A 15,328-nucleotide genomic window follows, 5' to 3' on the forward strand; every position below is an offset into this window, starting at 1 on the left:
TCTGATACTATCGTAACTTGAAAGAAATTATGTAATTCTTATATTTATTTTTCATTGTATTTGCAATTATAAATTATTATTTCCTATACAACTTTCTTTATCAGTGATTATTGACCATTTTACTGAAAATTCCCCTTATATTATATTCTATATAATTCTTATATAACCTGCGCACATATATACTGTACCCTTAATATATAATATATGTCTTTCACGCATCCCTGTCTATACTTTTATTTAAGACTTGTTTATCTCACCAATAAATAAAGAATAGATTGATTAATACCATCCTATTCTTTGTCACTTCTATTTTTTAGCTATTTAACAAAAATCTTTTAAAACTATGTTAAATCCCCTATAAAATAGATTTATATTAAATCTATTTTATAGGGGATACTTTAATTTATGTTACAAATCTTCTTACTGATTTTGTTGAGCTGCCAACTCGTCAGCATAAGCCATAGCATCTGCTTTCTTAAAGAATGGGAAGTAAATTACAGTAGAAACTATTAAGAATACAAATTGTGCTAAAGCATAACTAGGTCCACCAATAATAAATCCTGAAATTACAGTTGGAACTGTCCAAGGTGGTAATTGTGCCCCCATTGGCGCAAGTAATCCTGATGCAATTGCAAAGTAAAGTAATATTGCATTTAGTACTGGTCCAAGTATAAATGGTACACCCATGATTGGATTCATTACTACTGGAATACCAAACAATATTGGCTCATTAATATTAAATAAGTTAGGAGTAAGTGCTAATTTACCTAATTGTTTATATTGAGCAGATTTTGCAAGGAATAATAGCAATAATGTAAGTCCAAGAGTTTGACCACTACCTGTTAAATTAATGAAGTTATCGTAGAATTGTTGAGTTACAATATGTGCACCATGAGCAAGGTCTAAAGTTCCTGCTTTTTGTAACTCTGCATTGAATGCAGTGTTAGCAGTTAATAATGGACCTACCATACCTCCAACTGTAAGACCTCCATGAATACCGAAGAACCATAAGAATGGTACTGCAAAAGCAATAAGTATAGCTCCTGGTAATGAATCTGATGCAGCTTGTAATGGTGTTTGAACAACTTTATAAATAATTTCTACAAAAGAAGTTTGGAATCCAAATTTACATATTGCGTATATAGCCGCTGCTCCTGTAAATATAATAGCAGCTGGAATTAAAGCTGAGAATGCGTTTACAACACCTTGAGGAACACCTTCTGGCATTTTGATTGTAATATTTCTCTTAACCATTCCACTATAAACAAACGAAACAATTAAACTTACTACTATTGCAGTAATCATACCAGCTCCACCAATCCAAGTTGTAGGAATAGCTCCACCTACTTGAATAGGAGCAGCATCTGGTGTTGGTTGATAAGTAACAAAATTATTAGTAACTATAACGAATACACTTAAGGCAATTACTGATGGTGAAAATGCCTCTATGCCTTCATTTTTACAGTAAGAGTAAGTCATACCCATAACTCCTACCAATGCCATAATACCCATTGTTGAACCTTGTACTTTGTATAACGGATCATTCCAACCTGCTCCAAAAGTTGCAGCCATAAAATCTGTAAATGCTTTTACTGGGAAAGCTGCTATTAATAAGAATATTGATCCAATAATGTTTAATGGTAAAGTAAACATCATACCATCTTTTAACGCTTGGACACCTTTAAGATTAACGAATTTCATAATTACTGGAACTACTTTTTCGTTAAGTGTTTGATTAAATGACATAATTATTCCTCCTTAAAATTAAAATATAATATAAATAATTACAAATATAAATTTGCTATTATTACCTTGTCTAATTCTTTACTATATTCGTGGTTTTTAACTTAATATTATTTAAGTAATCTATAGTCTGTTATCCTTTTCATTACTTGTAGTATTAACAAATAATGTTAATACTAATTTAGGTAAATCAAACAAATTTAAGTATTATCTCTTAATTAAGCTTAATGCTAATTCTAATACTTTAGCTCCATTCATCATTCCATAATCAACCATAGGTATTACTTCTACTGGGACTCCTTTGGGTTCACAAAGGCTCTTTGCTTTTCCTAAAGTATATCCAACTTGTGGTCCTAAAAGTGCAACATCCATGCTATCTAGGTGTCTATCCATTTGAGATTCTGGGTATGCAATAATTTCTGCATCTACACCTTTAGCTTTAGCGGCCTCTTTCATTTTATTAACTAAAACACTTGTTGACATTCCTGATGCACAAAATAATTTAATTGTAATCATATTTTTTCCTCCTTAAAATCTTTCTATAGACTAAAACTGTATTAAATACTAAATCGTATTTATATTGTCATGTTATTATTATGTTAATTAATAAATAACATATGTATCGGTAATCTTCAAATTACTATTTAAGTAAAGTATTTACCACTTTTCTTAACTCTATAATTTGTGTTATTAAAGTTTTTTCTGATATAGCTGTCATTAAATGGTCTTGCGCGTGAACAAACAAAACTGATAATTCTATTTTTTCTCCAGCAGCTTCCTTTTGAAGCATTTCTGTTTGTGCATCATGTGCCTTTGCTAAAGCATCATTAGCTAACTTCATTTCTTCTTCAGCTTCTTCATACTTACCTTCGTTTACCATTCCAAGTGCCATATAAGCATGATTTTTACAATCTCCTGCGTTAATTATAATATTCATTATTGCCATTTCTAGTTGATCCATTTCTACTCCTCCAATTTGTGTATTATTTCTTTATGGAATTATATATAGCAATAAACGTGCCAAACACTGTTAATTATTTAAGATTTTATAATTTTTATTTTTAAAGTTTTGTTTTATTGTATATACAATAAAATAAAATATATATACATACAATAACATAAGTATATACTTTTAATCAAAATGCAAATATACATTTTTTCAACAAGAATGATTCTTTTAACATATACATATAGTGTTTGATTAAAACATACAGTGTTTAAACCAATATATATAGTGTTTAAGTAATATTATTCAGAGTTTTATTTTCTTTAAACACTAATCTTTTATTATAAAACAACATTTAATATTAAACCCTTTATCCATTATCATATATGCACCTATTACGCCGACTTATTTTTCACTAGCCAATAATCTTCTGATTAAATTTTAGTAAGCCATTTCATCAAAATATTCTACACCCCCCTGAATATATTCTTTAGTTTAACATTCCATAAAAATTAAAAGGCATGGCTCCAATCGAATATCCAAGCCACACCTTATCAGTATAATTTTTTATTATTTCCCCTGTTAACTTGAAAAGGAGCTGTTCAAAATAATGTATTTTTCTTACTTCGTAGTAATAATATTATTATACCTTTAATTAAATAAATACCTTAATATTTATTTAACAACTTACATCTTCTTTATGAATTTTGTACCAAATACTCCAATAATCAAAATCACACACCAAACATTCTCCTGACTTATCTTTTAAATAAGTCCCTGTTAGTTCTCCATCAATAATTTTTGAAACATCAGTGATAATTTCATTTATAAATTTTACTTCAAAACCCTCCTCATTATATTTAGTATGTCCACAATATATCTTTTCAAATTTATTACAATATCGTCTCAGTCTTTTCATACTGTTTAAATAAACTTCTAATGATGTAGATTCAGATAAATGCATCCATAACCTTCCGATTATACTATCACCAGAAAATAATATTTTTTCCTTTTCATCTAACAATACAATACTTCCTTTTGTATGACCAGGCAATTCAATAACTTCTAACACTCTTTCACCTATATCTACTCTATCTCCATGATTTATAGATAATACTTCACATGGATTTATATGAATCCAATTTTCAATTTCCTCTGAAGTAACCTCTTGAGGAATCATATATTTGAACATATCTATAAAGTTTCTTCTTTCGTCTACTGAATAAGCTTCATAATACAAATCTTTATCAGCCATTGATATATATGCCTCTTCAAATTGATAATTTCCCCATACATGATCACTATGTCCATGAGTATTTACAACAATTAGTGGTAACTTAGTAAAAGTTTTTACGAATGATAATAAATCATTAACTCCTGTCCCTGTGTCAATCAACAGAGCCTTTGTTCTTCCGATTACTAAATATGCTGTAGCATTTCCTTTATCATCAATTAAATACGTTTTCTTACCTATTTCCTTTACAAAAAAATGCGTTGAATTCATAATTGCTAACCTCTTTCTTATAATTTTAAATACTTTTACATTCAATCCTGTTTCTTTAAACATCTATATATTAACAGTTGTCTAAATATAAATTATTAATCGATCCCACCCTCATATGCTTAAATCGTTATTTATATTGTTCGCTCTCAGATAATTACATGACCTGTGCTCATAACAGTGTCCTTATAAAAAAAGTGGCTTTGTCACGCTCCTTAGGAGAAATATACTATAAAATATAAATCAAAACTATAGATATTTGCTTTTCCATACTTTTTCATAAAGCTATGCCAATAATCTTCTAGTATTTTCTTCATTTTCCGTTTTTCATCTTTAAATCTCTTAATTTTATAGTTATATCTTAATACACCGAAGAGTCTATAATTTCGTACAAAAAAAGAGAAAGTCAAATATTTTCTTAATTTAAACTTTCTCTTGAAAACAGGTTCTAAACTCCTTCTTTTAATCTTTATATTTTATTTAACCCAAGCCCCGCTTGTATCTACTCTATAACCATCAATAAATGTATCACTAGCCATAGATCCATCACTATATAAATAGTACCATTTATCATCTACTTTTTGCCACCCTGTTTGCATTTCGCCAGATGAAGCCAATAAGTACCATTTCCCGTTTACTTGCTGCCACCCTGTTTGCATAGCCCCATTTTGAGCAAGCAAATACCAAGTACCATTCACTTGCTGCCATCCTTTTTGTGCTACACCTATTGTATCAGCTAGATACCAAGCATCATTTACTTGTTGCCAGCCTGTTAAAGCTTTTCCGTTGTTATCAACTAATTTTACAATACCATCTGCATTAGTTACTACGGATACTGAGGTTGTTGTAGCTGTTGGAGCTAAAACATTATTTGATGAACTACTACCTAATGATGAGCTTGAACTACTACCTGAAGAGCTGCTTGATGAATTTCTTGCAATAAAAGACGAAATACTTTCAAACGCTTTATCATTATAGGTAACTACTAACTTAATATAATAGCCTTTATCGCTGCCGATCAACTTATAAGTTTTATCAGCTCCCACTAACGTACCATTGGCGATGCTATCATCTTTATTAGATAATCTATACCATGCGTATGTTACATTTTCAGATGGAATAAACTCTGTTGAATCTGCTTTTAATAATTCAGCTGTTAAAATACTACCAGCTTTTTGAGTTCCATTAATTACAACTGTTGATGGCATTGCTATTTCAGGAGTTTTAGTGTTTATAGCCTTAATATCATCAAAATACAGTACTGAATTAACAGTATCCGACCCAATTGTATTGCACCATATTCCCATCTTGTCTATATACGCTAGGTCAAATGTTCCATTATCTATATTTTTAAATTCGCTAAAAGGTATAGTAAGAAGCTTAGCTTCAGTTGTTGCTGCAAAATCGTTCATCCAAACTTCAAATCTTTTACCATTTGATACAAGCTGAATAACAAGTTTTTGTCCTTTACCATCTGGCTTAACCCAAATTTGTAGCGCATCACAACCGGACCAATTTGCATTTAATGCTTGTGTAATACCAGCCCATCCGTTTGGCTCAATTTTATAATTAAATGCTAGTCCATAATCCCCACTGTTTTTATTAGTTATATCTAGCTTTGGTGTAACACTACAACCTGCTCCATAATTAGTAGCCCAAGCATTTTGCAATATTGCGTCTTCCCCAGAATATGATTCAAAATCATCTACTGCCTTTGGATCTTTTATCGCTTCCTTTATATTAAAGATTTCTTTTATAGTATCCAGTTTAGTATCATCCGAATATAATTCAATTGTTCCTACTGTCTGGCCTATTTTGTCAAGAATAGATTGTGTGATATCAGCAGAATATTCACCATTGTTTGAAACCGAATTCAGAGTTTCAACGCTTTCTCCATTTTTATTCTTCAAAACAAATTTAACTTGTCCATTGTATCCTTTTACACTTGCTGTTATTGTAATTGGTGAAAGAATACGGCCCCCTGAAGTTGGTCCTGTTATAAATCCATAAGAATATTCAGAATCTATACCTGTAGCTGCGCTAGCGTAATCTTCTACGCCATCAGCAAATACTGATTCTTCCTCATTATAATAATTTATAAATTGGTTAATTATTTCATGACCCTTAGTATCACTTACCATATATGGAGCAAAGAAGTTCGTTTCATCAAAATTTGCCCAAACCATATAATATGGCATATCTGAGTCTTTTACTATATTAGATACGTGACTAAACCAATCCTTATCTAGATTTCCTGATACAGCTAACCCTCCATTTCCAACACGTGTTCCCACTTCAGAAACTGCTGAAAGTTTTTCTCTTGAGTTCGCAATTCCTTGAACTAAACCAATTGTATCCTTAAAACTCTTCATCCATGGATCTGTAGCCGCATCTGCTGTAGGATTATCATCGTAATAATCAAATGCTAAAATATCAATAAACTCATCTCCTGGATAACGTGATAAATAATCAGTTTCATCTTCAAAAGGACCATTTGGCGAATATACATATAAGAAATTGTGAACATTCTTAGTATCTTTTAAATATTGAACAGTATAACGATACATATTTTTATAAGCAGCTGCATCACAATATGCTTTTCCCCACCAGAACCAGCTTCCATTATTTTCATGAAAAGGTCTAAATAATACCGGAACTCCAGCTGCCTCTAATTGATGTGCATAATCTGAAATCATATCTAAATACCCATCATATGCATCATTTAAATCACCACCAGGCATGATTCTTGAAACTATATTGCCTGTAGTAGTTCCTGGCGTATATCCTGAATAATCATAATGTCCATTAGCATCTTTTCCTTTTTCTTTAACTAATTCAAAATTTGGCATATGGGCAGATAAGGTTACTATTCCACCTTCATTTGAAGTATCTATACTTAATTTAGCTGCTTTTGAAATTAAATCTTCACCATTAGCTTTTTCAGCAGCAGTTAATGATAATTCAGAACCTGTTAAGGAAAGAGCATCAATTCCGCAAATTGCTGCAATAGATCCTGTTACATCCTTTGTATCCGAATCAGTTCCGCTATCTTGCAAAAATGCTTTATGATGAGTATCATTTTGATGTCCATATAAAACATAATTTGATTTACCTACTCCCTTTAGATACGCATATAGGTCTGCTACTTGCGAAGTGGCGCTTGAGTCAACTAATTTAACTTGTGAAGGCATTAAATTGCTTACATCAATTTTATTTTGTTGTGTAGTAGTAGAAGTCTTCTCCACATACTTATCTGCTACTTGTTCCTGACTAAGTTTGATATTATCTATATATATATCACCTTTATAGTCAGTATTTGAACCTATGATCCCAAGAATGATTGAATTTGCGCTTACATCTTTAGAAGTAAATTTAAGTGTTACATGTGCTTTCTTTAATCCACCACCAATATCCACTTCATTAGTTAAGTCAATAGCACCATAAGTATTTAAGCTATCTGTAACAAATAACTTAGTTTGGAATCCCCCAGCAGCCATTTTACTTGGATCATAAATAAAATCATATGTTAATATATTGTATCCATTAAATGAAGTTGTTGTACCTAAATCTTTGTTAATTTTAAACTCGCTCCATGAATCGCTAGAATTATTAGAATAATCAACAGAAAGCTTTAACGCTCCACTACCAATTGCTGAAGAATCATAATTTACAACGTTATCAGTTGGTCCGTTATAAGTCCAGTTTCCTCCATACCCCCATCCTTGAGCATCTGTATCAAAATTCCATTCCATGTCTGAAACAGTTGGAAGTGGTGTAGTACCATCTTGAGCTCTAGCTGCAACAAGTTTGATATTATCTAAATATATTTTCCCTGCATAATTACATTGGTATCCTGCTATTTTAATAACTAAATCAGACAATTCCTCAGTATCAATGTCAGTTTTTACAGATACAGGTTTTCTTAAATAATCGCCGTCATCTTCAAAATCATTCAAAGATACTGATCCATAACCCTGACCTTTATCACTCCAATTACCTTGTAATAAACCTCCAAATTTAATTTCGCCCGTGAAGTTGTTAGCACTTGCTTTTGGAATTAAAATATCAAATTTAATCACAGAGTTTGCTTTAATTATTTCTGTACTATTAGTAAAAAAACATACAGAAGTTTCGTTACTCCATGTGCCTGCTGGATCAAAGCTTGCATTAAATCCTAACGCTTTATTCCCATTTATGTCTTCTATAGCAACACTTGATAAATTTGTGTTCCAATTAACTTTATCTGGTAATTCATCATTTTCAAAATCATTATAATAAACAGCCGAAGAGGTTGTACTAGTAATGCCAGCTGACTCTACAGGAGTTTCTAGTGATACTGAATCGATATCAGAAATTGAATTATTAGTACTAGTAGTAGCTATATCTGCAGCCATCGCTATGGTTGAAACAGGTAAAATAGTAGTTGACGTTGAAATTACTATAGCTGTCGCTAATAGTTTTTTAAGTTTCTTTGTTCTCATTAATCTTCCTCCCAAATTTATTTAACGTTTACTTAAATTATTGTACCTTTATACAGGTAAATCATAAACTTTTAGATATCTTTAATAATAAAACTGTTCAGCATTTATGCGTAACAGTCGGTTAAACGTTAGCATTAAATATATAATTTTACAAATTATTTTAAAGAAATAAACTAAAAGTTAATTAATTTTACCTTAACGATTATTTAAAACATTTACATTGTATCTCATATTATTATTTTTTTCAATATATTTCATACCTTTTTTATTCACTTCACAATCTCCCACATTATTTTCATTAATATATAATTTTTGAATTTATTTATTACTAAGTTAAATAGGTCACAATCTTCCCCTTTATTTAACTTAAATATTTACCAATATATATACAAATACAAACTATTTTCAATCCTTCTCTACTTTATCCAACTGTAATATATGTTAAGTGAATAACTCCTTAAAAATAATAATAGTTACATGGTACTTTTCTCATATCTCCCTCGTTAGTATTGTAAGCCAATCTAATCACGCTGGCATTGCATGCTTTTGCGGCCTCAACCACTCCCTTCATCATTTGACTACAACATTCATCTCTCCCATGAATACTTAAAAAACCAATCTTAACACTTCTTTATATTTAGGCATTTTTGTTCTTCTATCTCTCTTAGATTCCAACATATTCAATTCCCCACAACATATCCTGTTGCAGGGAATTAAAAATTCCTTGTGAAGTCACCTTATTCAGTATTAACTTCTATATACATCCTCTTTCTTATAGTATCCACTCTTTATAAGAACCTCATCTATATTACTCTTATCTACAAGAATTGGTGAAATAAGTACTGTTGGAACATACATTTTACCATTAAATAATGCTGTATCAGTTAACACAGTTTCCTCATTCGCTAGTTGTATTGCAACATCTATAGTCTTCTTTGCAGATTCTCTAGTATCTTTAAATAGTGTCATTGATTGAGTCCCTTGGATTATTCTGTGAATGGCAGCCAATTCTGCATCCTGCCCAGTCACGACTACCTTGCCTGCTAAACCTTGTGATTTTAATACTTCGATTGCGGCTCCAGCCGTTGAATCATTTGGCGCTAATATAGCATCAATTTTATTATTAGCAGCTAAAACCTCTCTCATCGCCTCAAAAGCAATCTTTGGATCCCAATTTTCAATTGCTTTTTCTGCAATAATTCTTATATTTCCTATAATAACTAAAGGGTCTATATATTCCATCGCCCCATCTCTTAACGAAGAATCATACGGAAGATCTGCATACATAATAATGTAGTTTCCTATTGGAACCCTAGTAATAAGGAATCGTCCTTGAAGCTCTCCAGCCATTAAGTGATTGAATGTAACAAATATCTCTAAATCAGTATTTAGTATCCGTGCCTCATAGGCTACCACCTTAACTCCTGCTTGCTTAGCTTTCTCAACCATACTTCCTGCTGTATATACATCTATAGCTACTAAAATCAATACATCTATACCCTGAGATATTAGATTATCTACTTGTGAAATCTGTTTATTTACATCATACTCAGCATTTTCTATCTTTAAAGTAACCTTTTTCTCTTTAGCATATGCTTCCATAGCTTCCCTATCCCTTATCCACCTCTCCTCTCTCTGGTTAGGTAAAGATATACCTATTACTAGATCCTTTCTACTTACCAGTTTATTTGTAGAATAACTATTATTTATAAATTTTTGTAATTCAACTGTTTTTTCTATATTTAAAACATCTTCTGCATAGGAAACTCGAACTAAAAAACTACGTGGCATAGATAAATACATATTTTACACCTTTTTATTATTCACTCAATATTAATTTATTCTACTCAAGAATATATAATTCCATTATTATATTAGATATGTTAATAGTACTGCAGTGTCTAAGCATTAGATAAGAAATTTGGCATATTTTTCTTTTCTTCGTATAGAACATTCAAAACTTCTATTGCATAATTTAATATGATTCATATACTGGTTTACTTTTTCCACAAAATCTTGTTCTTTCAGCCCTTATCATAAACTATAATTGCCACAAATTCATCTCCTCCTACTCTTCCAGATATACCATCTTGCAATACTCCGTCAAGCGCACAAGCACATATAATAATTGCAAAGCTAACCTTTTCATCAAAATATCTATTATTCCAGCATAGAAAACATATTAGAAACACTCAATAGATTTTTTTTAATTAGATGAGCCAATAGCTAATTATTTATAACTTAAGATAATGATAAAATGTAAAATAAGCCATTCCCTCATTATGAAGATTCTTTCTAAATCCGCATAAAATACGAAATGACTTAAATAATTATTGTTTCACTAGACCTAAAGAACGCTCGCACTCAATTTGAACCTCTAATGTAACTACCGATTATTTTATAAAATTCCTTTTAAATACTCAGTCAATTCTTTTGCTGCTCTTTTGTGAGATAAAATTCCAGGATGCTGCCTTGATCCAACCGTTTCTTCTGTCGTATTGGGAAGCTGGAATACAGAAACCTTTTTATCACCAGTCTCTTTAATATACGAATCCACAGCACGATAAATATATGGAAGCATCGGAATACCTAACATTCCATATACCCATACTATATTAGCATTTTTATTGCATTTTCTAAGTTTAACAAGAAAATTATAAACCGCCTTTTCAAAAGCTTCTAAATCTTCTACATTAAACGTACCATCCTCATTTAATCTCTGTTTATGAGTCTCTCCTGTAACTTCATCTTTCCATTCAGGTGAAGTAAAAGCTCCTCCATCATTCGTTCCAAGGTTAACTACTACAACATCTGGTTGCCAAGATTCAAAGTCATTCTCTTTAAATGCTCCTAGAGATTCATTTTTATCTCCAGTAAGAAGCCCACATACCTTTTCATAATACTGTGGAATATTATAATGAGGATTGTTATCCCAACTTGTAAGCACTCCCCATCCACTTTGAGAAATAATTCTATGTTCTGCATTCAAGGCTTCCGCAGTCATTGTACTATAATTATCTATCGCGCTAAACCACATAGAAATCCAATCTTCTTCTTTTTTAGCACCTATTACTCCTTCTCCTGATGTAATGCTGTCTCCAATAAATTCAATCTTGTATGGTTTTTCTTCGATAGGTAAAAATTCTCCATCAAATTTCACCGCATGTACCTGCATATAACTTTCAGGATCTCCATTCATAGCCTGAACATCTCTTATAATTTTGACATTTTTCACTTCATGCTCAGTCATGCCTCTAAATATACAGACCCAATACCTTCCTGCAGTTAACATTTGTCTGCTTACAGTAGCAGAATTAATAACTACACTAATCCAAGGTTCATACATATCATAATCTACTTCTACCTCAACCCAAAGTTCAGAACCTTTGGAATTTAACTCAATACCACTTCCTGTCCAAAATACTGTTAGTGGCGAAAGACATCCAGTCGTTCTCCCATGAACTTTTAAATTCTCAATATCTGCTAACGGGTATATTTTTTGTTTTTCATTTTCTCTCATTATTTTTCCTCCCACAAGTTTTCAATATTTAAACTATATTTTTATTAACCCTCATTCTAATTTAAAATAAATTTATTTTTTACTTACTCTCCCTGGCTACTAATCACTTTTTATTTCTAGTAATCCATCTTCATTACTTTTATATTACATTTGTAATTTCTTTAATTTATAGAACTCACCTTTTTTCTCCATCAGTTCATCATAAGTACCAAACTCTTCTAATCCACCATTTCCTATAACTGCAATCTTATCTGCATTTCTAATTGTAGATAATCTATGTGCAACTACTAAGGTGGTTCTATCTTTCACTAAGCTTTCAATTGATTCTTGTATCTTTTTTTCTGAAACGCTATCTAAAGCAGATGTTGCCTCATCAAGGACCAATATTTTAGGGTTTCTCACAAAAGCCCTTGCAATTGATATCCTCTGACGTTGTCCCCCAGAGAGATTGCTTCCATGTTCAGTAATTCTCGTATCTAACCCATCTGGAAGCGATTCAATTAACTCCTCCAAATTTGCCGCTTTAATTATTTTACTTAGCTCTTCATCAGAAATGTTTTTTATTCCATAAAGGATATTTTCCCGAATAGTATCAGAAAATAATATTGAATTTTGTGGTACAACCGCAATATGGGAACGATAACTTTGAAGATTAATACTTTTAATATCTTGATTATCAATCAGCACTTGTCCACCTGTGGCTTGGAAAAATCCTATTACTAGATTCAGAATTGTCGATTTTCCGGCTCCTGAAGCGCCTACAAATGCTACTGTTTCTCCTGGATTTATAGAAAAATTTAGATTTTTTAAAATTGGAGCAGTACTATCTTTGTACTGAAATTCAACATCCCTAAATGTAATTTTCCCTTCTACATCCTTAATCTTCTTTTTCTTACGGTTATTTTCCACATCATCAGAAAGTAGTATATCTCCAACTGAAGCCACAGATTCCAATCCTTTTGCAATAGTCGGCAATAGTGTAATAATACCCGAGATTTGTGCTACTATAGATCCAAAATAAGTTTGATATAATACAACTTCACCAATTGTAATATTTCCTTTTAATGCTATATAACCTGTAAAACCAAGACAAATTATTTGAAACACCTGAAATGAAACCCAGCTTATAGATGAGAAGTATGCCTGAATAAGATCTAACTTCAAACCTTTTTTAGCAACATTCACCAACTGACTATCTATTTTCTTTGTTTCTTGCTTTTCTAACGCATGAGCCCTTGTAACAGGAATTAATTCCACCATTTCCATTACACGAACCGAAGTCTCTTCCATTTCTTTCCTGTAGTCTGTGTTATACCTTTTTATCTTTCCTCCAAAAGCAACTATAATAAGTACTGCTACAGGTATGGTTGCAAGAAAAAATACAAACACTGTAAAACTCTTAAAAATAACAACTCCTAAAGCTGCTACAATATTTAATACAATACCTAATATTGTTATAAAAACTTGAGATGATAGATTCTCAATCTGCTCAACATCACGCATAATCTTCGACTGTAATCTTCCTGATTGCATTTGATTATGATATGCAATAGAAAGCTGCTGAAGTTTTTTTACAAGAGTACTTCTAAGTTCTCTTTCTACACTTCGAATAGTTTTTGCATATAGCACTGTATGTACATAATTTGTCGGTATATTTTGCAGTACCATAACAAGAATTATTATAATATTAATTACAATAATATGAACTGCATTATCACCTTTATCAGTTGCTGCATTGATAATATTCGCGGATACAACTGGCAGAACCCATACAGGAGAACTTTTTAATAGGAAAAATATTATTGAAAGAAATAACTTTAAGTAATGTCCTTTATATATGCCAACAAGAGTTTTTAAAGTACTATTTTCATTCTGTTTAAAAATTTTCAAAAGATCTTCTTCGTCTGGTTCTAATTTGTCATTTGTTTTATTTTCTTCACCTATCACTTTTCCACCACCATATCATAATACTTCTTTATAACTTTTTCTGCTGGTTTTCCATATACATCATAACCTTTATCATTTTCAGCTCTATTTAGAGAATATTGATTCCACGCCCAATCCCACATAGCAAAACCAGATACCCATTCACGTTTTAGCGAAGATTCAAACATAACCCTGTACCACTCCGCTTGTTCATTCAAATCTATGCCGCCCTCAAGACTCCAATCATTCGGAACTGCTGACGAGCCTTTAGTAGACATACAGCCAGCTTCTGCAAAGAAAAATGGCTTATCAAAGTGCTTAACGACTTTTTCAATACGGTCTAGTTCTTTTTCCCAATCCTTAATTGGATAATAACCACTTGAAGATATAACATCTACGCAGTCCCACCATTTTATATTATGCTCTTGATATTTATCAGTATTATAAGATACAACCCCACGATAAACACTCCTGATGTCGGAAATAAGCTTGCGCCATTCATTTTCTCTACGCTCTGCCATAACCATTTCACAACCTGCAATAAACATTTCACAACCTGTTCTTTCAGCTATGCTAGCATAATGAAGTTGAAAATCTGTGTAGGAAGCAAACCATTTACTCCATTTTGGCTCACAGTGAACGTCTTCATCGAAAAAGTTGATATGCGCTCTCCAAGTTCCGTTTTTACAATTTACAGTCGGCTTAATTGCCACTCTAAGACCAATATTCTTTGCATAATTTATGATATCTTCTAATTCTGTATCTGAAATAGTAGAATTAGAAGTATAACAAATCTCTTCTGATTGAGGAGTATCCTGCAGTCCATTTGGTACAAGTATTATAAAATTAATTCCAACCCTTTCTTTTAGATTATCCAAACTCCTATACGTTTCTTTTTTTAAATAGCTTCCATTTCTCGCAAAGGGTGCAAAAGTAAATCCTTTAATAAATTTCATAAATTCCATTCCTTTCTTTAGTTAAGCGCAATGAAGAAAATAACAGACCAAAATGTGATGCATATTTTAACCTAAAACAAGCTAACCTTTTTCTCATTATTTAGTTAAAATCTTTGTTAAACTCTTGTAGGAAGTTTTACTATACGCCAAGCAGGATAAGGTAAATTTAGTTTGCAGCAGATTTAATATAAGAAATAACTGACGTAGTATGATATTAAATAAACAAAAACATGCTGATCTATTATTTTTTTCATT

At 31.5% G+C, this 15,328-nt stretch carries 10 protein-coding genes; all 10 read right to left on the minus strand.

The window, feature by feature from the left end:
- Positions 1 to 420: 420 nt before the first annotated feature.
- The 10 genes from D2A34_RS03480 to D2A34_RS03520 all read right to left on the minus strand — a co-directional run bounded on the left by D2A34_RS03480 (position 421) and on the right by D2A34_RS03520 (position 15,073).
- Positions 421 to 1,746: a PTS sugar transporter subunit IIC gene (locus tag D2A34_RS03480; protein ID WP_119365723.1), complete on the minus strand. Its 1,326-nt coding sequence runs from the start codon at positions 1,744 to 1,746 to the stop codon at positions 421 to 423.
- A 204-nt stretch (positions 1,747 to 1,950) separates the two neighbouring features.
- A complete protein-coding gene (locus D2A34_RS03485) occupies positions 1,951 to 2,259 on the minus strand; it encodes a PTS sugar transporter subunit IIB (RefSeq protein WP_119365724.1) in 309 nt (102 codons plus the stop codon).
- Between the two features lie 124 nt (positions 2,260 to 2,383).
- Complete coding sequence (locus tag D2A34_RS03490) at positions 2,384 to 2,704, minus strand: PTS lactose/cellobiose transporter subunit IIA (protein WP_119365725.1); 321 nt, start codon at positions 2,702 to 2,704, stop codon at positions 2,384 to 2,386.
- A gap of 664 nt (positions 2,705 to 3,368) precedes the next feature.
- The gene (locus tag D2A34_RS03495; protein ID WP_119365726.1) at positions 3,369 to 4,193 is read right to left on the minus strand and encodes an MBL fold metallo-hydrolase; all 825 of its coding nucleotides are present in this window, start codon (positions 4,191 to 4,193) and stop codon (positions 3,369 to 3,371) included.
- Between the two features lie 473 nt (positions 4,194 to 4,666).
- A complete protein-coding gene (locus tag D2A34_RS03500; RefSeq protein ID WP_119365727.1) occupies positions 4,667 to 8,671 on the minus strand; it encodes a glycosyl hydrolase in 4,005 nt (1,334 codons plus the stop codon).
- A gap of 747 nt (positions 8,672 to 9,418) precedes the next feature.
- Positions 9,419 to 10,462, minus strand: a complete 1,044-nt coding sequence (locus tag D2A34_RS03505; protein ID WP_243128220.1) for a sugar ABC transporter substrate-binding protein — start codon at positions 10,460 to 10,462, stop codon at positions 9,419 to 9,421.
- A 233-nt stretch (positions 10,463 to 10,695) separates the two neighbouring features.
- Positions 10,696 to 10,863, minus strand: coding sequence for a hypothetical protein (locus tag D2A34_RS26565; protein ID WP_182629301.1), 168 nt, complete (start codon positions 10,861 to 10,863; stop codon positions 10,696 to 10,698).
- Positions 10,864 to 11,069: 206 nt separating this feature from the next.
- Positions 11,070 to 12,191 (minus strand): SGNH/GDSL hydrolase family protein, encoded by a 1,122-nt coding sequence (locus D2A34_RS03510; RefSeq protein ID WP_119365729.1) that lies wholly within the window; start codon positions 12,189 to 12,191, stop codon positions 11,070 to 11,072.
- A 144-nt stretch (positions 12,192 to 12,335) separates the two neighbouring features.
- The gene (locus D2A34_RS03515; RefSeq protein WP_119365730.1) at positions 12,336 to 14,138 is read right to left on the minus strand and encodes an ABC transporter ATP-binding protein; all 1,803 of its coding nucleotides are present in this window, start codon (positions 14,136 to 14,138) and stop codon (positions 12,336 to 12,338) included.
- Positions 14,135 to 15,073, minus strand: coding sequence for a glycoside hydrolase family 113 (locus D2A34_RS03520; RefSeq protein WP_119365731.1), 939 nt, complete (start codon positions 15,071 to 15,073; stop codon positions 14,135 to 14,137). The genes D2A34_RS03515 and D2A34_RS03520 overlap by 4 nt, the downstream gene beginning before the upstream one ends.
- Positions 15,074 to 15,328: the final 255 nt, after the last annotated feature.

The sequence above is a fragment of the Clostridium chromiireducens genome (genome assembly GCF_003575225.1).
In the GTDB taxonomy this organism is placed as follows: domain Bacteria; phylum Bacillota; class Clostridia; order Clostridiales; family Clostridiaceae; genus Clostridium; species Clostridium chromiireducens.

Excerpts from the sequence above, each read along its gene's own strand:
- D2A34_RS03485 (WP_119365724.1), bottom strand. The coding sequence starts at position 2,259 with ATGATTACAATTAAATTATTTTGTGCATCAGGAATGTCAACAAGTGTT.
- D2A34_RS03495 (WP_119365726.1), bottom strand. The coding sequence starts at position 4,193 with ATGAATTCAACGCATTTTTTTGTAAAGGAAATAGGTAAGAAAACGTAT.
- D2A34_RS03520 (WP_119365731.1), bottom strand. The coding sequence starts at position 15,073 with ATGAAATTTATTAAAGGATTTACTTTTGCACCCTTTGCGAGAAATGGA.
- D2A34_RS03500 (WP_119365727.1), bottom strand. The coding sequence starts at position 8,671 with ATGAGAACAAAGAAACTTAAAAAACTATTAGCGACAGCTATAGTAATT.
- D2A34_RS03510 (WP_119365729.1), bottom strand. The coding sequence starts at position 12,191 with ATGAGAGAAAATGAAAAACAAAAAATATACCCGTTAGCAGATATTGAG.
- D2A34_RS03480 (WP_119365723.1), bottom strand. The coding sequence starts at position 1,746 with ATGTCATTTAATCAAACACTTAACGAAAAAGTAGTTCCAGTAATTATG.
- D2A34_RS03490 (WP_119365725.1), bottom strand. The coding sequence starts at position 2,704 with ATGGATCAACTAGAAATGGCAATAATGAATATTATAATTAACGCAGGA.
- D2A34_RS03505 (WP_243128220.1), bottom strand. The coding sequence starts at position 10,462 with ATGCCACGTAGTTTTTTAGTTCGAGTTTCCTATGCAGAAGATGTTTTA.